General features: G+C 53.7%; 17 protein-coding genes and 1 pseudogene. 5 read left to right on the plus strand and 13 right to left on the minus strand.

Annotated elements, in window-relative coordinates; genetic code table 11:
• Positions 1-146 precede the first annotated feature (146 nt).
• Complete coding sequence (plsB, locus tag ACH0WD_RS18670; RefSeq protein ID WP_000017360.1) at positions 147-2567, plus strand: glycerol-3-phosphate 1-O-acyltransferase PlsB; 2421 nt, start codon at positions 147-149, stop codon at positions 2565-2567.
• Positions 2568-2665: 98 nt separating this feature from the next.
• On the opposite strand, the gene ubiA is transcribed toward plsB, so the two are convergent.
• The 5 genes from ubiA to malK all read right to left on the minus strand — a co-directional run bounded on the left by ubiA (position 2666) and on the right by malK (position 7867).
• Positions 2666-3538 (minus strand): 4-hydroxybenzoate octaprenyltransferase, encoded by an 873-nt coding sequence (gene ubiA, locus ACH0WD_RS18675; protein WP_000455249.1) that lies wholly within the window; start codon positions 3536-3538, stop codon positions 2666-2668.
• Between the two features lie 13 nt (positions 3539-3551).
• Entirely contained in the window at positions 3552-4049 is a 498-nt protein-coding gene (gene ubiC, locus ACH0WD_RS18680; RefSeq protein WP_000019230.1) for a chorismate lyase, read from the minus strand.
• Positions 4050-4229: 180 nt separating this feature from the next.
• On the minus strand, positions 4230-5147 hold the full coding sequence (malM, locus tag ACH0WD_RS18685) for a maltose operon protein MalM (RefSeq protein ID WP_000782497.1): 918 nt from the start codon (positions 5145-5147) through the stop codon (positions 4230-4232).
• A 163-nt stretch (positions 5148-5310) separates the two neighbouring features.
• Positions 5311-6669, minus strand: coding sequence for a maltoporin (locus ACH0WD_RS18690; protein ID WP_000973644.1), 1359 nt, complete (start codon positions 6667-6669; stop codon positions 5311-5313).
• Between the two features lie 88 nt (positions 6670-6757).
• On the minus strand, positions 6758-7867 hold the full coding sequence (malK, locus tag ACH0WD_RS18695) for a maltose/maltodextrin ABC transporter ATP-binding protein MalK (RefSeq protein ID WP_000179176.1): 1110 nt from the start codon (positions 7865-7867) through the stop codon (positions 6758-6760).
• 361 nt (positions 7868-8228) lie between these two features.
• Here malK and malE point away from each other — a divergent pair, with 361 nt between their 5' ends.
• A complete protein-coding gene (gene malE, locus ACH0WD_RS18700) occupies positions 8229-9419 on the plus strand; it encodes a maltose/maltodextrin ABC transporter substrate-binding protein MalE (protein WP_000695420.1) in 1191 nt (396 codons plus the stop codon).
• Here malE and ACH0WD_RS18705 read toward each other — a convergent pair.
• Positions 9368-9508 (minus strand): annotated as a pseudogene (locus ACH0WD_RS18705) (hypothetical protein); the annotation flags it as partial. The gene malE and the pseudogene ACH0WD_RS18705 sit on opposite strands and share 52 nt — an antisense overlap.
• Positions 9509-9550: 42 nt before the next feature.
• On the opposite strand from ACH0WD_RS18705, the gene malF reads away from it, so the two are divergent.
• Together malF and malG are read left to right on the plus strand one after the other, a co-directional pair.
• Positions 9551-11095, plus strand: coding sequence for a maltose ABC transporter permease MalF (malF, locus tag ACH0WD_RS18710; RefSeq protein ID WP_000382563.1), 1545 nt, complete (start codon positions 9551-9553; stop codon positions 11093-11095).
• A 14-nt stretch (positions 11096-11109) separates the two neighbouring features.
• Positions 11110-12000 (plus strand): maltose ABC transporter permease MalG, encoded by an 891-nt coding sequence (malG, locus tag ACH0WD_RS18715; RefSeq protein WP_001252085.1) that lies wholly within the window; start codon positions 11110-11112, stop codon positions 11998-12000.
• A 165-nt stretch (positions 12001-12165) separates the two neighbouring features.
• Here the strand turns inward: malG and psiE are convergent, their stop codons facing one another.
• From psiE to pgi, 6 genes are all read right to left on the minus strand, one after another.
• Positions 12166-12576, minus strand: a complete 411-nt coding sequence (gene psiE / locus ACH0WD_RS18720; protein WP_000982752.1) for a phosphate-starvation-inducible protein PsiE — start codon at positions 12574-12576, stop codon at positions 12166-12168.
• 142 nt (positions 12577-12718) lie between these two features.
• A complete protein-coding gene (locus tag ACH0WD_RS18725) occupies positions 12719-14815 on the minus strand; it encodes a YjbH domain-containing protein (protein WP_000750800.1) in 2097 nt (698 codons plus the stop codon).
• Positions 14815-15552 carry a capsule biosynthesis GfcC family protein gene (locus ACH0WD_RS18730; RefSeq protein ID WP_000977889.1) on the minus strand — a complete coding sequence of 246 codons (738 nt, stop codon included), beginning with the start codon at positions 15550-15552 and terminating at the stop codon, positions 14815-14817. The genes ACH0WD_RS18725 and ACH0WD_RS18730 overlap by 1 nt, the downstream gene beginning before the upstream one ends.
• Positions 15549-16187 carry a YjbF family lipoprotein gene (locus tag ACH0WD_RS18735; protein ID WP_000824810.1) on the minus strand — a complete coding sequence of 213 codons (639 nt, stop codon included), beginning with the start codon at positions 16185-16187 and terminating at the stop codon, positions 15549-15551. The genes ACH0WD_RS18730 and ACH0WD_RS18735 overlap by 4 nt, the downstream gene beginning before the upstream one ends.
• 63 nt (positions 16188-16250) lie before the next feature.
• Positions 16251-16493, minus strand: a complete 243-nt coding sequence (yjbE, locus tag ACH0WD_RS18740) for an exopolysaccharide production protein YjbE (RefSeq protein ID WP_023165043.1) — start codon at positions 16491-16493, stop codon at positions 16251-16253.
• 443 nt (positions 16494-16936) lie between these two features.
• Positions 16937-18586: a glucose-6-phosphate isomerase gene (gene pgi / locus ACH0WD_RS18745; RefSeq protein ID WP_000790027.1), complete on the minus strand. Its 1650-nt coding sequence runs from the start codon at positions 18584-18586 to the stop codon at positions 16937-16939.
• 344 nt (positions 18587-18930) lie between these two features.
• On the opposite strand from pgi, the gene lysC reads away from it, so the two are divergent.
• Positions 18931-20280, plus strand: coding sequence for a lysine-sensitive aspartokinase 3 (gene lysC, locus ACH0WD_RS18750; RefSeq protein WP_000136394.1), 1350 nt, complete (start codon positions 18931-18933; stop codon positions 20278-20280).
• 130 nt (positions 20281-20410) lie between these two features.
• Here lysC and ACH0WD_RS18755 read toward each other — a convergent pair whose 3' ends face one another.
• Positions 20411-20758, minus strand: coding sequence for a Mor transcription activator family protein (locus ACH0WD_RS18755; protein ID WP_000615248.1), 348 nt, complete (start codon positions 20756-20758; stop codon positions 20411-20413).
• Positions 20759-20794: the final 36 nt, after the last annotated feature.

Genomic DNA, 20794 nt, shown 5'->3' on the forward strand with positions numbered 1-20794 from the left:
ACGTCAATGACATTATACGGTTGCCCTGCACGATTCGGACTGCCGTAACGCAGCGCGAAGTATGACGGGATACAACAGAAATTCGCTAAACTTTCTGATATCCTTGCACCGCATTTGCATTATTAACCAGAGGCTTTACATCGTTTATGTCCGGCTGGCCACGAATTTACTACAAATTACTGAATTTACCATTAAGCATACTGGTAAAAAGCAAGTCTATTCCGGCGGAACCCGCCCAGGAATTGGGGCTCGATACTTCTCGCCCCATTATGTATGTCTTGCCATACAACTCAAAAGCGGACTTACTGACGCTGCGGGCTCAATGTCTGGCGCACGATCTCCCGGATCCGCTGGAGCCGCTGGAGATCGACGGCGCGCTGCTGCCACGCTATGTATTTATTCACGGCGGACCGCGTGTCTTTACCTATTACACGCCAAAAGAAGAGTCGGTGAAACTTTTTCACGATTATCTCGATCTGCATCGGAGTAATCCGGCTTTGGACGTGCAGATGGTGCCCGTTTCCGTGATGTTTGGCCGCGCGCCGGGTCGTGAAAAGGGAGAAGATAACCCGCCTTTACGTATGCTGAACGGCGTACAGAAATTCTTTGCCATCTCCTGGCTGGGTCGCGATAGCTTTGTCCGATTCTCGCCGTCCGTCTCATTGCGTCGTATGGCTGATGAACACGGCACCGATAAAATCATCGCGCAGAAGCTGGCTCGCGTGGCGCGTATGCACTTTGCTCGCCAGCGCCTGGCGGCGGTTGGCCCACGCCTGCCCGCCCGTCAGGATCTGTTTAACAAACTGCTGGCCTCGAAAGCGATCGCCCGCGCGGTAGAAGACGAAGCGCGTAGTAAGAAAATCTCTCATGAAAAAGCGCAGCAAAACGCCATTGCGCTGATGGAAGAGATCGCGGCGAACTTCTCTTACGAGATGATTCGTTTGACCGACAGGATTTTGGGGTTTACCTGGAACCGACTGTACCAGGGGATTAACGTGCATAACGCCGAGCGCGTACGCCAACTGGCGCACGACGGGCATGAAATCGTCTATGTGCCCTGTCATCGCAGCCATATGGACTACTTGCTCCTTTCTTATGTGCTGTACCATCAGGGACTGGTTCCGCCGCACATTGCCGCCGGTATTAACCTTAATTTCTGGCCCGCTGGCCCGATTTTCCGTCGTCTGGGCGCGTTCTTTATTCGTCGCACCTTTAAGGGGAATAAACTCTATTCCACCGTCTTTCGCGAATACCTGGGCGAGCTGTTCAGCCGCGGTTACTCGGTTGAGTATTTTGTCGAAGGAGGACGTTCGCGTACCGGACGTTTGTTAGACCCGAAAACCGGCACCCTGTCGATGACTATCCAGGCGATGCTGCGCGGCGGTACCCGTCCAATTACGTTAGTGCCTATTTACATCGGCTATGAGCACGTCATGGAAGTGGGCACCTATGCGAAAGAACTGCGCGGCGCGACAAAAGAGAAAGAGAGCCTGCCGCAGATGCTGAAAGGATTGAGCAAGCTGCGCAATCTGGGTCAGGGCTACGTTAACTTTGGCGAACCGATGCCGCTCATGACGTACCTGAACCAGCATGTGCCGGAGTGGCGCGAATCTATCGACCCTATAGAGGCCATACGCCCAGCCTGGCTGACGCCGACGGTAAATAGTATCGCCGCCGATCTGATGGTGCGTATTAACAACGCTGGCGCGGCAAACGCGATGAACCTGTGTTGTACCGCGCTGTTAGCGTCGCGTCAGCGCTCGCTCACCCGCGAGCAGCTCACCGAGCAGCTTGATTGCTATCTCGATCTGATGCGCAATGTCCCTTATTCCACAGACTCAACCGTTCCTGCCGCCAGCGCTGGCGAGCTCATCGCTCACGCGCTGCAGATGAATAAGTTTGAGGTCGAGAAAGACACCATTGGCGATATCATCATTCTGCCGCGCGAGCAGGCGGTGTTGATGACCTACTATCGTAACAATATCGCGCATATGTTGATTATGCCTTCGCTGATGGCGGCGATTATCACCCAGCATCGTCGCATTTCGCGTGATGCGTTGCAGCAGCATGTTGAAGCGCTCTATCCGATGTTAAAAGCGGAGCTGTTCCTGCGCTGGGAGCGCGAGGAGTTAGCCTCGGTCATTGACGCGCTGGCCAGTGAAATGCAGCGTCAGGGGCTAATTACCCTGCAGGATGATGAACTGCATATCAACCCGACGCATTCCCGTACGCTGCAACTGCTGGCGGCAGGCGCGCGCGAAACGCTACAGCGTTATGCCATTACGTTCTGGCTGTTGAGCGCCAATCCGTCCATCAACCGCAGTACGCTGGAGAAAGAAAGCCGTACCGTGGCGCAACGTCTGTCTGTCCTGCACGGTATTAACGCGCCGGAGTTTTTCGACAAAGCGGTGTTCAGTTCACTCGTGTTGACGCTACGGGATGAGGGTTATATCAGTGATACGGGCGATGCCGAACCGGCAGAAACGATGAAGATATATCAGATGCTTGCCGATCTGATTACCTCTGATGTCCGTCTGACGATTGAAAGCGCGACGCAGGGCGAGTAAGCCAGTGCCTGAAATGCCCGATGGCGTAAGCTTATCGGGCAACTGATATGACGTATTGAAAATTTTGGCTTTGTAGGCCGGGTTCGCCCGGCATGACATCAGAAGTGCCAGTAACTCATCGCCAGCCCTAAAAATAGCACCAGGCCAACGTAGTTATTGTTCATAAAGGCTTTAAAGCAGGCTTCACGTTCACGGTTCGCAATCAGTTTTTGCTGGTAGACAAACAGCGCGCCCGCCACCAGCACAGCCCAGTAATATCCCCATCCCAGACCATTCAACCAGCCGATCAGCGCCATTAACGCCATGACGCCAAGCTGCAGAATCCCGATAATCAATGTGTCATAACGACCAAACAGGATCGCAGTCGATTTAATGCCTATCTTGATATCATCATCTCTGTCGACCATCGCATATTGCGTATCGTAAGCCACCGCCCAGAGAATATTGGCGAGGAACATCAGCCAGCAGCTCAACGGCAGGGATTCGCTCACCGCGGCGAACGCCATGGGGATTGACCAGCCGAAAGCGGCCCCCAGCACGACCTGCGGCAGGTGGGTGTAGCGTTTCATAAAGGGATAAACCCAGGCCAACGCCAGCGCCGCCACGGAAAGCAGAATCGTCATGGCGTTCAGCGTCAGCACCAACAGAAACGCCAGCAGCACCAGCACCACAAACAGGTTGCGCGCTTCTTTCTCTGTCACGGCGCCGCTGGGTAAAGGTCGGTTGACCGTACGTTTTACATGTCCGTCAAATTTACGATCGGCATAATCATTCACCACGCAGCCCGCCGCGCGCATTAACCACACGCCAGCGACAAAAACCGCCAAAATCCACAGCTGAGGCATACCCGGTGTCGCCACCCATAGCGCCCAAAGCGTCGGCCAGAGCAGCAGCAACGCGCCAATAGGCTTATCTGTACGCATCAAACGGTGAAACGCCAGCAGCTTACTCTGCGTCAGACTCCACTCCATCTTTATCTTCCTCTCAGTACAGCGGCGATGCAGGTAAAAAAAGCTCGGTAAGCAACAGCGGTTTTCCGCTCAACCGCAGTCGAGAGCGGCGCCCCCACAGTGTTGCATCGCGTCCAATTTCAATAAAATCGCGGGTCAGTGTCGATGATGTAAATAGATAACGTCCAAGCGGGGTTTTACCCAGATGTTGTAAGACCTGTTCAGGTCCGCATAGCGTGGATTCCGGTACCACGGTACGTCCGGCAAGCCAGGGCTCGCCGTCAGCGCAAAGCAGTATCTCACGTAACCAGTAGCGGGATTCGGATGGCAGTAAACCTGATGCTTCCTCGACCTCACTTTGGCCGACAAACGCTTCCCGAATCAGCGTCACGCTTACCCGCTTTCCCTGCTGCTCAAAACGTTTAGTCATAGAATCTTCCAGCAACAGCCAGTCCAGCAAATGGGGTTCAAGCGCAGGAATCGCATCAAAATAGCGCAGCGCACGCAGTCGCGTTAACGCAGGGTGTGACATGCCTTACTCTCCGATTCATAACCTAAAGTCATTGTATCTCAGAAAAGACATTACGGGGGGCGCAATCACAATTAAGTGATCTGTTGCGCAACAAAAAAATAACAATTCGCATGAAATGACAAAAAAAGGTGCGCCAGGAGACGCACCAGTTGCTGCAAAATCAGCACTGTGGGGAAACAATTACCCCTTGCCTTTTACACTGCTGATAAAGGTGGAACGGGCAGATGTCGATCCCAGACGTTCGGCCTCATCAAGCAGTTTCAGCGCTTTATCGACGTCGCCTTTCGCTACGGCATCCTTAATCGCTTTATTAAAGTAGCTTTCCGTATCGTTCAACATCGGTTCGCTTTTCTTCGGCGCGACTGGCGCTGGCGCAGCGACCGGCGCGGCGGTATTGCCTACCGTTACCGGCCCGGTACCGGACGAGCCAAACAACGGCCCGACCAATACGCTGGAGCTGCTGTTGGTTTTTACCTTCAGTTTCACCACGCCGTCAGTGGTATGGCGAGCAACTGGATCGGGAATATCCGGGATAGAGTTACCGACGCCTTTGGCATAGGCTTTTGCCGGATCGAGCAGCGTAGTGGTTTGCTGAAGATCTTTTTCGGTCGTAAACACCAGAACATAGAGTTTCTGCTGTCCCAACGCAGGCGTCAGGCGCATCACGCCTTCCAGCCGGTCTGCGCTCATGACGCCCGGCTGCTGATAAGTAAAGTAACTGCTGGGGAAGAACGCCGAAGGCGTCATATTTTGGTCAAGAATCAACACGTTTGGCGCAAAAACGCTAGCTTGCTTATTGACCTCGCTGGTGAGAGTTAATGTCAGCTCGCCGATATTCGCCGGAACGCTATAAGCGGCGACCGGGCCGGTAATGCCGGCGACGTCAAGGCGCTGGCCGCCCGTCGCCAGTTGGGTAGACTGCGTTTTTGACTGATCTACAGGCGTCCAGGTTAATTGCTGTAGCGCAGCAGCAGGAATAGCGGGCGCGGCGCTGGTATTTTGCGGTACATAGTTCACTTCCGCCAGGCTGATACCCGGCACGCTGGCGAACAGCCCTGCGGTTAAACAGAGGGCGACGAGACTTTTCTTCATTTTCATTATTCTCACCTCAATAAGGCGGGTTCAGCGGTAGCCAGGCAATAGCGCGCCAACCCAAACATATCGCCGAATGGCGGCTGGCGCCTTATTCGGCTTACAAGCATCATCAGACCTGATGTTTCAGAGGGGCTTGCGCCCCTCGTTACGTCAGATGACCATCGTATTACCACCAGATTTCCATCTGGGCGCCGAAGGTCCACTCATCGCTATCGCCACGGCTGTTGGTGGAAATGCCGGAGTTAGTCGCTGCGGCATAACGGGAAATGTTATCGCCGTCTTTGATATAGCCCCATTTCTCATCCCATTTCGCGTAGGTGGCGAAAATACGGATAGCCGGACGCGACCAGATGCTGTCGCCCGCCTGCCACTGTTGCGCCAGGGTGATTTTATATTGATTGTTACGATCGCCGGTCTGCTGAGATTTCACGTTGTCGTAGCCGACTTCCAGCAGGGTGCTCATGATTGGCGTCCACTTGTACATTGGACGTACGCCCACGGTCCACCACTCAGTACCCAGGTTATTATCCCAATCGATATTCTGGTACATACCGACGTACATCAAATCCCATTTATCACCAAGCGAGATGGCGCCATGATCCAAAATACGCCACATATTGCCATTATTATTGATGACCTTATTGGCATAATTAATTTTGGTTCCATCAGGCAATTCTTCAGTGAAAGATGAAGAACCGTCGGAACCGCGCGCCTGGCCTTTACCCTGCGTGGTCATGGCATCGGTGGCATATTGCACGACAAACTTGTTATAGCCTTTCAACATGCTTTGCGTGTGTTCGGCGGTGAACATCCAGCCGTCTTTCGATGCCCCATCAGCCAGCTTATAACCATCGGTCGTATTGGCGCGGCCGTAATCAACGCCCAGCTCCAGTACGCCGTCCGGGTTCGTTTGCAGACCAGCCAGACGTACGTCAAAGACGTCGTTAGCGGTATCTTTTACTTCATCATAAATATTCTGGCTGCTGAAGGTGTAAGAGCCGCCCGCTTCAGTAGACCGGGTCGCCGCCAGCGAAAGCTTACCGAAGCCCAGATCGATATTTTCGATACCCGCGCCAGGACCTGAAATATCCCAGTAGTAGAAGTCGATCATGTGTACGTCATGACGCTGATAGAAGCGCTTACCGGCCCAGATGGTAGAGCCCGGCAGCCATTCAATCAGGTTTTTACCCTGCACGTTCGCTTCGCGGAAGGCGGGATCGGTCGATTCCCAGTCGTTCTGCTGGTTAACCGAATAGGCGACGTTGGTGTCGAAATAGAAGCTCTTATCGCCCTCTTTCCACACTTCCTGGCCCAGTTTCAGTTCCGCATAGGTTTCACATTCGTTACCGAGACGGTATTTACTTTGGGCACCTGTTGCCTGGAAACACTGTTGTTCGCCGCCGCTTCCCGTCCAGCCAATACCGGAACGGGCGTAACCGTGGAAATCGACAGCCATTGCCTGAGCGGACATTACGCCCGCTGCGACAGCAACCGCCAGTGGGAGTTTGCGCAGAGTAATCATCATTCTATCTCCTGAGATCATTGCTTTTCTTTAAACGCTGCCACCTTCTAAAACTGCGAATGGTTTTGCGTTTCGTTTTTTTATGGAGGCCTTAAACACCCGGCTCTTGATGCAGACGACGACATGCGCTGCCATCCTCGCGGAACAGATGACAGCGCTCTGGCGGCAGGCCGATAGCGAATGTGGCGCCCTCTTCTACCAACACCACGTCATTCTGGCGATAAACCAGGTTTTGACGGATGGCGGGGATCTGGATATGAATTTGTGTTTCGTGCCCTAACTGCTCGACCACCTGGACTTCGCCTTCCAGGGTGACATCGGCGATATCGCTCGGCAGCAGGTGTTCCGGCCGAATGCCTAAAGACATATTGGCGCCGACCTGCACGCCGCGACTTTCGACCGGCAGCCAGATTTGCTGGCGATTCGGCAGTTCGACCTGGACTTGTTCAATCGCGGTGGCGGTCACTTTCACCGGCAAGAAGTTCATCTTCGGCGAGCCGATGAAGCCCGCGACAAAGCGGTCCGCCGGATAGTGGTACAGCTCCAGCGGCTTACCGACCTGAGCGACGCGACCGGCGTCCAGCACCACGATTTTGTCGGCCAGCGTCATCGCCTCGACCTGATCGTGGGTGACGTAAATCATCGTGCGGCCCAGACGTTTATGCAGGCGAGAAATTTCAATACGCATCTGCACGCGCAGCGCGGCGTCCAGGTTAGAGAGCGGTTCATCCAGCAAAAACACACGCGGCTCCGCCACCAGCGTGCGGCCAATCGCTACGCGCTGACGCTGCCCGCCGGAAAGCGCTTTTGGCTTACGTTCCAGCAGATGCGCCAGTTGCAGCACTTCCGCCACCTGGTTGACGCGTTGATTCATTACCTCTTTTTTGGCGCCCGCCAGCTTGAGGCCGAAAGACATGTTTTCTGCAACGGAGAGATGGGGATAGAGCGCATAAGACTGGAATACCATGCCCACGCCGCGCTCGGCAGGCGGGATATCATTCATACGGGTTTCCCCGATAAACAGGTCGCCACTGGTGATGGTTTCAAGCCCGGCGATCATACGCAGCAAGGTCGATTTACCACAGCCTGACGGTCCCACAAACACCACGAACTCCCCGTCATGGATATCGAGGTTAATATCTTTCGATACCACCACGTCACCCCAGGCTTTCGTTACATTTCGTAGCTGTACGCTCGCCATGCCCTTCTCCCTTCGTTACAACCTGTCATTGACAGCAACATTCATGATGGCCTGACTATGCGCGATCCCTGACTGGGGTAAATCCTCCACCCCCCGGCTTTTTTATGGGGGAGGAGGCGGGAGGATGAGGACACAGCGCCTGAGACCACGGGCGCGGACAGAAAAGGAATTTCGTGATGCCGCCCGCAAAAATCGGCGTGTTTTTATGTGCGCCAGCACGCATTACTCACATTTATGTAACACAGATCACATAAAGCCGGGGTGGGGCGTAGGGGCGGGGAGGATGGAAAGAGGTTGTCGTATAAAGAAACTAGAGACCGTTAAACCACCTCTGTGTACATCACCAAAAAGGATGGGAGATATGAAGATTAAAACTGGCGTAGGCATCCTCGCATTATCCGCACTTACGACGATGATGATTTCCGCCCCGGCTCTCGCCAAAATTGAAGAAGGTAAACTGGTTATCTGGATCAACGGCGACAAGGGCTATAACGGTCTGGCCGAGGTCGGTAAAAAATTTGAGCAAGACACCGGCATTAAAGTGACCGTTGAGCACCCGGATAAGCTGGAAGAGAAATTCCCGCAGGTGGCAGCCACCGGCGACGGTCCTGACATTATCTTCTGGGCGCACGACCGTTTTGGCGGCTACGCGCAGTCTGGTCTGCTGGCGGAGGTTACTCCGGATAAAGCGTTTCAGGGCAAACTCTATCCGTTCACCTGGGATGCGGTACGTTATAACGGCAAGCTGATCGCCTACCCCATCGCCGTTGAAGCCCTCTCCCTGATTTATAACAAAGACCTCGTCCCGAACCCGCCGAAAACCTGGGAAGAGATCCCGGCGCTGGATAAAGAACTAAAAGCGAAAGGGAAGTCGGCGATAATGTTCAACCTGCAAGAGCCGTATTTCACCTGGCCTTTGATCGCCGCTGACGGCGGTTACGCGTTCAAATTTGAAAACGGCAAGTATGACGTGAAAGACGTTGGCGTCGATAACGCCGGCGCGAAAGCGGGCCTGACTTTCCTGATCGATATGATCAAAAACAAAAATATGAGCGCCGATACCGATTACTCCATCGCCGAAGCGGCCTTCAATAAAGGCGAAACGGCAATGACCATCAACGGTCCGTGGGCATGGTCGAACATCGACAAGAGCAAAGTCAACTACGGTGTCACCCTGCTGCCGACCTTCAAAGGTAAACCCTCGAAACCGTTCGTCGGCGTGCTGAGCGCGGGGATTAACGCTGCCAGCCCGAACAAGGAGCTGGCGAAAGAGTTCCTCGAAAACTACCTGCTGACCGATCAGGGTCTGGAAGCGGTGAACAAAGATAAACCGCTGGGCGCCGTGGCGCTGAAATCTTTCCAGGAGCAGTTAGCGAAAGACCCCCGTATCGCCGCCACCATGGATAACGCCCAGAAAGGCGAGATCATGCCGAATATTCCGCAGATGTCCGCCTTCTGGTATGCGGTACGTACGGCTGTGATCAATGCCGCCAGCGGCCGTCAAACCGTGGATGCCGCGCTGAAAGATGCACAAAGCCGTATCACCAAGTAATGCCGCGAGCCTGTGCCGGATGGCGGCATAAATGCCTTATCCGGCCTACAACACACCGTAGGCCTGATAAGCGCAGCGCCATCAGGCACATCTCCGGCCAGGAAGTTTCAACGCTGTAGAGGAAATCCCCCATGGATGTCATTAAAAAGAAACACTGGTGGCAAAGCGACCCGCTTAAATGGTCAGTAATTGGTCTGCTGGGCCTGCTGGTGGGTTACCTTGTAGTTTTAATGTACGTACAAGGGGAGTATCTGTTCGCCATCATGACGCTGATTTTAAGCTCTGCTGGCCTGTATATTTTCGCAAATCGTAAAACCTACGCCTGGCGCTACGTTTACCCAGGCCTCGCCGGCATGGGGCTGTTTGTGCTATTCCCGCTGGTGTGCACCATCGCCATCGCCTTTACTAACTACAGCAGCACCAACCAGCTCACCTTTGAACGCGCCCAGCAAGTGCTGATGGACCGTTCTTATCAGGCGGGAAAAACCTATAACTTCGGTCTTTACCCGACCGGCGACGAGTGGCAACTGGCCCTCACCGACGGAGAAACGGGCAAACATTACCTGTCTGACGCATTTTCCTTCGGCGGCGAACAAAAATTACAGCTGAAAGAGACCGATGCCCTGCCGGGCGGCGAACGCGCCAATCTGCGGATAATCACCCAGAACCGTCTGGCGCTGAACCAGATAACCGCCGTCCTGCCGGATGAAAGTAAAGTAATTATGAGCTCGCTACGTCAGTTTTCCGGTACTCGTCCGCTGTACACACTGGCTGATGACGGCCTGCTGACCAATAACCAGAGCGGCGTAAAATACCGGCCAAACAACGATAGCGGTTATTATCAGTCGATCAACGCCGACGGAAGCTGGGGTGATGAAAAACTCAGTCCTGGTTATACCGTTACTATCGGCGCGAAAAACTTTACGCGCGTCTTTACCGACGAAGGGATCCAGAAGCCCTTTTTCGCTATCTTCGTCTGGACCGTGGTCTTTTCGGTCCTCACTGTGGTGTTAACCGTGGCGGTTGGGATGGTATTGGCCTGCCTCGTACAGTGGGAAGCGCTGAAAGGTAAAGCTATCTACCGCGTCCTGCTGATTCTGCCCTACGCCGTACCGTCGTTTATTTCAATTTTGATTTTCAAAGGGTTATTCAACCAAAGCTTTGGCGAAATCAATATGATGCTGAGCGCGCTGTTTGGCATTAAACCTGCCTGGTTCAGCGACCCCAACACCGCGCGGGCAATGGTGATTATCGTGAATACCTGGCTGGGCTATCCCTACATGATGATCCTGTGCATGGGACTGCTGAAAGCGATTCCGGATGACCTGTACGAAGCCTCCGCAATGGACGGCGCCGGTCCATTTCAGAATTTCTTTAAGATCACCTTACCGCTGCTGATTAAGCCGCTAACGCCGCTGATGATCGCCAGCTTCGCCTTTAACTTTAATAACTTTGTCCTGATTCAGTTATTGACCAACGGCGGGCCAGACCGCCTCGGCACCACCACGCCTGCCGGTTATACCGATCTGCTCGTCAGCTACACCTACCGTATCGCCTTTGAAGGCGGCGGCGGTCAGGACTTCGGTCTGGCGGCGGCCATTGCCACGCTGATTTTCCTGCTGGTAGGCGCGCTGGCAATAGTGAACCTGAAAGCCACGCGTATGAAGTTTGATTAAGGGAGATAATAACAATGGCTATGGTCCAACCCAAATCTCAGAAACTGCGTCTCCTCATCACGCACCTGGGGCTGCTGATTTTCATCGCGGCGATTATGTTCCCGCTGCTGATGGTCATCGCTATCTCGCTACGTGAAGGGAACTTCGCCACCGGAAGCCTGATCCCGGATAAAATCTCCTGGGAACACTGGCGGCTGGCGCTGGGTTTCAGCGTGGAACATGCGGATGGTCGGGTAACGCCGCCGCCCTTCCCGGTACTGCTGTGGCTGTGGAACTCGGTGAAAATCGCCGGTATTACCGCCATCGGCATCGTGGCGCTCTCCACCACCTGCGCCTACGCTTTTGCACGAATGCGTTTTCCAGGTAAAGCAACACTGCTTAAAGGGATGCTGATTTTCCAGATGTTTCCGGCGGTTTTGTCTCTGGTGGCGCTGTATGCGTTATTTGACCGCCTGGGACAATACATTCCATTTATCGGTCTGAATACGCATGGCGGCGTGATCTTCGCCTATCTCGGCGGCATTGCGCTGCATGTCTGGACGATTAAAGGCTACTTCGAAACTATCGACAGCTCGCTGGAAGAGGCCGCCGCGCTGGATGGCGCAACCCCGTGGCAGGCATTTCGCCTGGTGCTGCTGCCGCTTTCTGTACCGATTCTGGCGGTGGTGTTTATTCTGTCGTTCATCGCGGCGATTACCGAAGTTCCGGTCGCCTCGTTGTTACTGCGCGATGTGGACAGCTATACGCTGGCCGTGGGTATGCAGCAATATCTCAACCCGCAAAACTATTTGTGGGGCGACTTTGCCGCCGCCGCCGTCCTTTCCGCTATTCCTATCACCCTGGTGTTCCTGTTGGCGCAACGTTGGCTGGTCAACGGCCTGACGGCAGGGGGTGTGAAAGGTTAAGTTTTATCGAAGTACCTGCCCGGCAACGGGCAATGCCACTGCCCTCAACTTATGTTATCCCCACTTATGGTCGTATTTTGGCGCTCTTCGGAGCGCTTTTTTTATGCGTTATAGACAGCGGCTAATTTATTGCCACGCCATACGTCCGTTACGGTGTGGCGACGCCTATTCTCGCCGTAGTCGGTTCGAATTACATAACCACAACGTGATAACCAACAGGAGGATCGCCGCCGAATAGAGTAATACATCCATTGGCGTTTTATGATCGACAATGATCAGACGCACAATCGCCGTGATCCCAATGTACACGAAATAGCGCAGCGGAAAGTGAAGGCCAGACTTAAAGTACTTCACAATCAGCGCAATAAATTCGAAATAAAGAAAGTAGATCACCAGCCCTTCCACCAGTTCATATTTGCTGGCTTGCTCAGGCACGAATAATGCATCCGCCAGATGCACCGTCTCTTTACCGAGAAAAACGACCAGGATCAGACCGAGGGTAAGCAGTCCCAAATTTAGTACGTTTTGTAAAATCGTGGCGATAAACTCAAGACGTGAGCGCGATAATGGCATCATAACAGCCCCCTCTTTCTCTGCGGCGAGGTTTCTGTATAACGCACAAATGTGACGGGCATCTATATTTTTTATTTATGTTTATAATTTGTTCAATAAGATAATTTGCCGGATAGCGCCGTGAACGCCTTATCCGGCCTGAGTATTAACGGAAATTTACGCTCCTGTCACTGGTCATATCATACAGGCCAAACTTACGGCCAAGCTGTTGACCACCGTCACGCGTCAGCGGCGTCCAGCCAATTGCCGCACGACTTCGGGTTGGGCCGGACGAGAAGAGATCCAGCGGCACGGAAACATATACGCCTTTGGTAAAATCCCCTTCCCCATATTCATCCGGCGACGCATCGGTAATCGTCGCGTAACCGCCGACAACGACGCCGCTATCGAAGCGTTTGGCGATCTCCAGCGTACCGCCTTTATCGCCCGCCAGATACTGACCAACGCTGGCTTTCACCAGCACATCCTGGGCGAACGACGGCGTCCAGTATGCGGTCAAATGTCCGGTCTTCACGCTGTAATCGGTAAACTTCATCATATCCTGCGCGCTACGCCAGTCACGCTGTTTCACGTAGTTGGCATCCAGACCAAACGCCCAATTGCTGTCTACCGGGCGATACAGGACTTCCGCCCCGGCACCGCCAAACATGGTCTCCAGATAACCGCCGTAGACCTGCCCATAGAAACCATTGCCAAAATACTGGAAGTAGTTGGCCTGTAGGTTATTCACATAAACATCATTCTGCACATACTCACGGACATGCGTACGCACCCGCGGCAGATGCGAATCCTTCGGCGGATTGGTGTAGTTAAATTTGTCGTAGTTGTTGGCGATATTGGCAAACACGCTGCCCGTGGTGAGCAGATGATCCGTGACCCACAGATCCGCAGTTCCCATTACGCCCAACTGATACATATAGAAGTTTTCCGGGCCGCCTACCGACTGATTCAGCACGGGATCAAGATGAAAATCAATGCGCGACTTGTCGATATACCAGCCCTGTTCAGTACTCTCTGGCACGATCGGCTCTACGCGTTTTTGCGCCAGCGGGGTTTCATGTCCCAGCGGTTCGCCTTCCAGATGGCGTTTCAGGCTGGCGACATCGGTTTCAGTGGTGACCTGCGGCAGATTAAGGCGGTTTTCCGTCACGCGGATCGTGCGGATCCCCTCCGGCAGATCGTTCATGACGATCCGGTTAGCGCGCACGATCCCTTCACGGGAATCGCGGTACTTCACCTGTTCACCGGTAACGTACAGCGTATCGCCTTTGACCTGGATTTTCGGGTCCGCCAGACCGGCATTATATTTCAATAACGTTAATTGATTAGCCACTACCGAATGTTGCAGGATGGCATCCTGCGGCTGTGGTCGGTATTGCGGGCGTGAATTGTCATGATACGCGGGACGTAAATCGTTGAAATTGGTGCGCAGCGTAACGCCAAACATAAAGGTGTTGCCGCGCTCGTAGCTGAGGTTAACGTCGGCCCAATCGGTGACGCGGTAAATGGCGCCGACGTTAAACTTGCTCTTCTGTTCCAGTTTCCCCGCAAAATCCTGCTGATAGTTATTGCCTTCATACTCCAGCTTCAGGCGTAGCGGTTGCCACGGGGTCTGGTATTCCACGCCGCCAAACAGCGAAGCCGGGCCGTGAAACATATCGCTACCGTCGACGGAACCTGCCTCTTTATAGCTGTTATCACGCGAACAGAATTTATCACTATACGAACAGAAAGGATTAGACACATTGCCGCTGGTGCCAAGATAGCCCCAGCCGAGACCTAATGAAAAATCAAATGGCCCCCAGGCCTTACTCGCTACAATATATTCCGCATCAAACAGCCCCGTTCCGCCGATATCGCGCGCGCCAACCGCCACCTGCGGCATCCAGTAACTCTCTTCCCACAACCGCAGTTTCACATCAAACGCTTTATCTTTGTAAGTCTGGTCGCCGGAGAATGATTCCACGCTGCTGTACTTTTTCGTACGGACATCGGTATAGCGCAACGTGGTTTCCAGCCACGGGAAAAGCTGAACCGAAGCCGAGTAGTAGCGGTACTGATCGTTATCGCGATAGTTCAGGCTCATCTCCCCTTCACGCGCCATACGCGCTGTCGGCGTTTGCAGCAGGCCCACGCCGCCAAAGTCAGATTGTGAAGGCCCAACAGGGGCTGGATATGTTTCGGCATGGCAGGCCGCGCTAATACCCAGCGCCAGCACGCTGAGCAGATGTGTTTTTTTCATTATTCCGGTATCCGCTGCGTCAGGGTATGAAGAATGTCGGCATTTATCGCCTCCGGCGTGCCGCGCCAAAGGGAATCGGCAAAACCGACAAAAATAATGCTGCCGGGCATCGGCTCGATATGACGTTTATTCCAGTAAGCCACCGGCGCTTTTTGGCTGCGTCCATCAGGGTAAACCACCCAGGCATAGCTACGATCCGCGCCGCTGAGTAAGCGCTGACCCTCGAGATAACTGGCGACGTCCCGCCCAGGGACGAACGGCTGGCTGCCCGGCTGGCTAATCAAGCCAAAGAGCGTCACCTGTGTGGGTTGCGGCCCGACCCAGAGCGTGTAGTGACCTTGCAGCGGCGGGTTACCTCGTTCGCTCACCCGCACCACGTCAGGATCAAGATTCACGAATTGTCTGCCCGTCACCTTCACCGCCTGAATCTGTCGGCGTAGTGTGTTTATCGCCGCCGCCGCATCGCCATCTTCCTCAGCGCTGAGCGCCGCCAGTCGCCCGAGAAGTTCCTGCTGCTGTTGACGCGCCGTCACGGTCGCCTGTTCTTCGCCTATCACCGCCGCAGGCCACCAGCTCGTTGCCAGGCGCGGCTGTCCGACTAAATCGAGCAGACGCTCAGCGTCTGTCAGCGTTTTAGGCTCGCTATTACCTTGGGTAAAAACGGTAACAGTGCCGCTGGCAAAGGCGGATGACGCGATAAAGGCCAGCGCCAGCGCGCTTATCATCCTTTTCATCATGATTTTGCCGCCTTAATCAGCGTGGTTTTCACCGGAAAGTAATTCGCGCCCAGATACTGTTCCGTCTGGCGAATTTGGCCTTCGCTATCAATCCAGTAGCGATTACGCCAGCGCGTTTGATCGGTCGTCACTTCTTCATCCAGCACCCGCACGGCGGTCTCTTCACTGCCGACGCTAACGCTATCGGTCCCTCGCCATGTAAAAACGGAACGGGCGGTGGCGTAACGCACCTGGCGATGTTCGGTCCAGCCCAGGGTGCGAGTCCAGGTCGCGCCATCGATAATCTGTCCTGGTTTCGCCAGCGGGTCGGTCGCCAGATTATTCACATCGATCAGGTTGTCGCCGCTGAGCAGCGTTTTGACCAGACGGCCATGCTGCGTCACGATCGTCGCGCCATCCTGCGTCACCCATTTCTGCTGCCCGTTTTCCGAGAAAGCGAGCACCACAAACAGTTGAGGACCGCCGTTAAGCTGCATGTACTGGCTGGCATACGGCATGTTTTGAATATCGTCATCCGTTAGCTGTACGCCTGGCGTACCGAACAAACTGTCCCACAGTGAATCGCCCAGGCCTTTAGTGGTGGCCGAACACGCCTGTAATAGCAGGCAAATCAGGATAAGTGCGAGTCGCTTCACGACGCTTCTCCAGAGGGGCAAAATAACCACACCGGAGTGTGGTTATGGTTAAACGTACCGATACTACTGGGTACTGGTGGTCGTGGTGGTCGTGGTTCCGGTATTAGAACCATCGCCGCCGCCGGTTGCCGCTAACGCGACGCCCACCGCCGAACTTACGGTGCTAACGCTGGTAGCGGAGGAGCTTCCCGCCGATACCGACGTCGCTGCCGCCCCTGCCGCTTCACCCACCTGAACGGGGGCTGCCGAGACAGATGTCGCCGCAAGCGCGGTTATGGCAAAAATGCCATACAGTACTTTTTTCATCATAATTTCCCTTCATTGAATGAATGGAGATTTACCCAAAAGAATTTCGGGCGCTACCGAGTATACACAACCAAAGCAGGCGGATTATGTCCGGGAGAAATAACAGCGAGGTTTTAGGATAATTAAACTTTAAAGAAGTAACGCCTACATCATTTAATTAACAAACAAATAAAATCAATAAGTTAAAATTAAACTAAAAGACATCGACATCCGTATAATCTGAAAATAACGCAGAGTGATTTTCTGGTTATTCCTTATTTTAGGATTAAGCTCAATATAAAATTGTGGGGATAAAGACGGACAAGCGGAATTATCTTATAAAAAAAGCCGATGTGAATATCGGCCTTTTTATTATCTTATTCTCTTTTTGCCGGATGGCGGCGAAACGCCTTACCCGGCCTACAGACGCTATGCATTACGTAGACCGGATAAGCGCAGTGCCATCAGGCGCGCCAGGCTTTATAACGGTTAATCAGACCGTTGGTAGAGCTATCATGGGACGAAATAGCTTTATCATCGCCCAGCTCCGGCAGAATACGGTTAGCCAACTGTTTACCCAACTCAACGCCCCACTGGTCGAAAGTAAAGATGTTCAGGATGGCGCCCTGCGTAAAGATTTTATGCTCATACAGCGCAATCAGCGCGCCCAGGCTGAACGGCGTAATTTCGCGCAGCAGGATAGAGTTGGTCGGGCGGTTGCCTTCAAACACTTTGAATGGCACAACGTGTTCAAGCTGCGCCGGATCTTTACCCTGATCGCGATATTCCTGCTCAACCACCTCGCGGGATTTACCAAACGCCAGCGCTTCGGTCTGCGCGAAGAAGTTAGACAGCAGCTTCTGATGATGATCGGATAGCGGGTTATGGGTGATAGCCGGGGCGATAAAGTCACACGGCACCATTTTAGTACCCTGGTGAATCAATTGATAAAACGCGTGCTGACCGTTGGTGCCTGGTTCGCCCCAGATAATTGGGCCTGTCTGGTAATCCACGGCGTTGCCGTTACGGTCAACGTATTTACCGTTGGATTCCATGTTGCCCTGCTGGAAGTAGGCGGCGAAACGGTGCATATACTGGTCGTACGGCAGAATGGCTTCGGTTTCCGCGCCGAAGAAATTGTTGTACCAGATGCCAATCAACGCCAGCAGAATGGGTAGGTTTTTCTCCGCCGGAGTGGTGGAGAAATGCTTGTCCATCGCGTGCGCGCCGGAAAGCAGCTCGACAAAGTTGTCGAAACCGACGGACAGAATAATGGACAGCCCGATGGCAGACCACAGCGAGTAACGACCGCCGACCCAGTCCCAGAACTCGAACATATTGGCCGTGTCGATACCAAATTCGCCGACCGCTTTGGCGTTGGTGGAGAGCGCAGCAAAGTGTTTCGCCACGTGTTTTTCATCGCCTGCAGTTTTCAGGAACCAGTCGCGCGCGCTGTGGGCGTTGGTCATGGTTTCCTGGGTGGTGAAAGTTTTAGAAGCGACCAGGAACAGCGTGGTTTCCGGGTTCACTTTTTTCAGCACTTCAGCGATGTGGGTGCCATCAACGTTAGAGACGAAGTGCATGTTCAGATGGTTTTTATACGGACGCAGCGCTTCGGTCACCATGAACGGGCCGAGGTCGGAACCGCCGATACCGATGTTCACCACGTCGGTGATGGCCTTACCGGTGTAGCCTTTCCACTGACCGGAGATAATCGCTTGCGAGAAAGTTTTCATTTTCTCAAGCACGGCGTTCACTTCCGGCATCACATCTTTGCCGTCCACAATGATCGGCGTATTGCTACGGTTACGCAGCGCCACGTGCAGCACGGCGCGGTCTTCGGTGCGGTTGATCTTCTCGCCGGAGAACATGGATTTAATCGCGCCGGCCAAATCGGTCTCTTTCGCCAGATCCTGTAATTTTGCCAGCGTCTCTTCGGTGATGCGGTTTTTGGAGAAATCCACCAGCATCAGATCGTCAAACGTCGCGGAAAATTTAGCGAAACGGTCGCTATCGTTCGCGAAAAGCTCAGCGATCGTAACGTCTTTCATTTCATCGTAGTGTTTCTGGAGCGCCTGCCAGGCAGAAGTCTGCGTTGGATTGATGTTTTTCATTAGCAATACTCTTCTGATTTGAGAATTGTGACTGGGATCGATTGTAACGCCAGTCACAGAAAAGTGTGATTGTTTTAGTGCCGTTGCCCCAGGCACTGTCGAATGAGGATAAAAAGTATATACCCTAAATAATTCGAGGTGCAGAAAGGCGGCAAATGGGTATCGGGGTTATAAGCGCTGTTACTGAGCCTAAACTCAGCATAAAAAATCCGCATAATCCCAACGTTGACAGTCCAGGCCACAACTTTTATTTATAAATACGTTACTTGCATTTGCGCCTGCACCGGTTTCTGTTCTGCCCTTGTGCCATGGTCGCGTTTTTCATTTCCTGACACGAGGTTGATATGACAGAGATCGTTGTTTCCAAATTTGGCGGTACCAGCGTCGCCGATTTTGACGCCATGAACCGTAGCGCGGATATCGTACTTTCCGACGCCAATGTTCGTTTAGTCGTGCTTTCCGCGTCTGCCGGCATCACTAATCTGCTGGTGGCGCTGGCCGAAGGGATGGAGCCCGGCGAACGTTTCGCTACGCTCGACGCCATCCGTAAAATCCAGTTCGATATTCTTGATCGTCTGCGTCATCCGAATGTCATTCGCGAAGAGATTGAACGCCTGCTGGAAAACATCACTATTCTGGCGGAGGCGGCATCGCTGGCGACATCGGCAGCCCTGACCGATGAACTGGTCAGCCACGGCGAGCTAATGTCTACCCTGCTATTTGTTGAGATCCTGCGTGAACGCGACGTACAGGCCCACTGGTTCGACGTGCGCAAAGTGATGCGTACCAGCGATCGCTTTGGCCGTGCGGAACCGGACGTCGCAGCGCTTGCGGAACTGGCCGCGCAGCAGTTGCTCCCGCGCCTGAGCGAAACGTTGGTCATTACTCAGGGTTTTATCGGCAGTGAAAGCAAAGGCCGCACCACGACATTAGGCCGCGGCGGCAGCGACTATACGGCAGCGTTGCTGGCTGAAGCACTCCACGCCGCGCGGGTTGATATCTGGACAGATGTGCCCGGTATTTACACCACCGACCCGCGCGTAGTGCCTGTCGCGCAGCGAATTGATGAAATCGACTTTGAAGAAGCGGCGGAGATGGCAACCTTCGGCGCAAAAGTACTGCATCCAGCCACCTTACTCCCGGCCGTGCGTAGCGATATCCCGGTCTTCGTTGGCTCCAGTAAAGATCCGCAAGCGGGCGGTACGCTGGTGTGCAATAAAACCCAAAACCCGCCGCTGTTCCGCGCGCTGGCGCTGCGCCGCAATCAAACGCTATTGACGCTGCACAGCCTGAATATGCTGCACTCACGAGGTTTCCTGGCAGAGGTGTTCGGCATTCTGGCGCGGCATAATATTTCGGTAGATCTGATTACCACTTCGGAGGTGAGCGTCGCGCTGACGCTGGATACTACCGGCTCCACCTCCACGGGCGATACGTTACTGACCCAATCCTTATTGATGGAGCTTTCCGCGTTGTGTCGGGTCGAAGTCGAAGAAGGACTGGCGCTGGTCGCGCTGATTGGCAACAACCTGTCAAAAGCCTGCGGTGTTGGTAAAGAAGTGTTTGGCGTCCTGGAACCGTTCAACATTCGCATGATTTGTTACGGCGCCTCCAGCCACAATCTGTGCTTCCTCGTGCCGGGAGACGATGCCGAGAAAGTGGTGCAAAAGCTACATCAGAACTTATTTGAATAATCGCCCTGACACGGCAGCGGGTGAGCGCTATCAGGCAATACGCTGCCGGATGGCGACGCAGGCGCCTTATCCGGCCTGTCGCAGCTCCCGGCGTATAGCGCTTGTCGCTATACGCCATACCCGATATCGCTTACAGCATACGCCGCTGGTGCTGTTTTTCCGTGTGGACCCGCTTAACGATTTTATAGATCCACTGCAGTGTTAAATTGTACTTTTTGGCCAGCTCCGCATAATTACGCCCATCGCACTCGCTGTAAATCTGATAATCCCGTTCCGAAGCCCGACCAGAGATACCTTTGGGAAAATAAATGCTTTGCCCGCCCCAGTTGCGCATCATTCTGTCAGCAATTGCCTGACCGGCATTTTCGGCTGACGCGCTATCAATATTCATGCTTTCAATAAGCACCTGCGACGCATGAAACGCCAGATCGTTAATAATCTCCGGAAGCCGAACCATTTCTTTTGATTTCTGAATCATATTTTATCTCCATATCCAGCACCATGCTCCCCGTGA

This window comes from Salmonella sp. 2020_1395 (genome assembly GCF_043848115.1).
Classification (GTDB): Bacteria; Pseudomonadota; Gammaproteobacteria; order Enterobacterales; family Enterobacteriaceae; genus Salmonella; species Salmonella enterica.

What these genes read in the sequence shown, in the direction of transcription:
- pgi (WP_000790027.1), bottom strand. Translation starts at nt 18,586, where the DNA reads ATGAAAAACATCAATCCAACGCAGACTTCTGCCTGGCAGGCGCTCCAG.
- ACH0WD_RS18730 (WP_000977889.1), bottom strand. Translation starts at nt 15,552, where the DNA reads ATGATGAAAAGGATGATAAGCGCGCTGGCGCTGGCCTTTATCGCGTCA.
- ACH0WD_RS18690 (WP_000973644.1), bottom strand. Translation starts at nt 6,669, where the DNA reads ATGATGATTACTCTGCGCAAACTCCCACTGGCGGTTGCTGTCGCAGCG.
- yjbE (WP_023165043.1), bottom strand. Translation starts at nt 16,493, where the DNA reads ATGAAAAAAGTACTGTATGGCATTTTTGCCATAACCGCGCTTGCGGCG.
- malG (WP_001252085.1), top strand. Translation starts at nt 11,110, where the DNA reads ATGGCTATGGTCCAACCCAAATCTCAGAAACTGCGTCTCCTCATCACG.
- malM (WP_000782497.1), bottom strand. Translation starts at nt 5,147, where the DNA reads ATGAAAATGAAGAAAAGTCTCGTCGCCCTCTGTTTAACCGCAGGGCTG.
- malK (WP_000179176.1), bottom strand. Translation starts at nt 7,867, where the DNA reads ATGGCGAGCGTACAGCTACGAAATGTAACGAAAGCCTGGGGTGACGTG.
- psiE (WP_000982752.1), bottom strand. Translation starts at nt 12,576, where the DNA reads ATGATGCCATTATCGCGCTCACGTCTTGAGTTTATCGCCACGATTTTA.
- ubiA (WP_000455249.1), bottom strand. Translation starts at nt 3,538, where the DNA reads ATGGAGTGGAGTCTGACGCAGAGTAAGCTGCTGGCGTTTCACCGTTTG.
- malE (WP_000695420.1), top strand. Translation starts at nt 8,229, where the DNA reads ATGAAGATTAAAACTGGCGTAGGCATCCTCGCATTATCCGCACTTACG.
- ACH0WD_RS18755 (WP_000615248.1), bottom strand. Translation starts at nt 20,758, where the DNA reads ATGATTCAGAAATCAAAAGAAATGGTTCGGCTTCCGGAGATTATTAAC.
- ubiC (WP_000019230.1), bottom strand. Translation starts at nt 4,049, where the DNA reads ATGTCACACCCTGCGTTAACGCGACTGCGTGCGCTGCGCTATTTTGAT.
- lysC (WP_000136394.1), top strand. Translation starts at nt 18,931, where the DNA reads ATGACAGAGATCGTTGTTTCCAAATTTGGCGGTACCAGCGTCGCCGAT.
- plsB (WP_000017360.1), top strand. Translation starts at nt 147, where the DNA reads ATGTCCGGCTGGCCACGAATTTACTACAAATTACTGAATTTACCATTA.
- ACH0WD_RS18725 (WP_000750800.1), bottom strand. Translation starts at nt 14,815, where the DNA reads ATGAAAAAAACACATCTGCTCAGCGTGCTGGCGCTGGGTATTAGCGCG.
- malF (WP_000382563.1), top strand. Translation starts at nt 9,551, where the DNA reads ATGGATGTCATTAAAAAGAAACACTGGTGGCAAAGCGACCCGCTTAAA.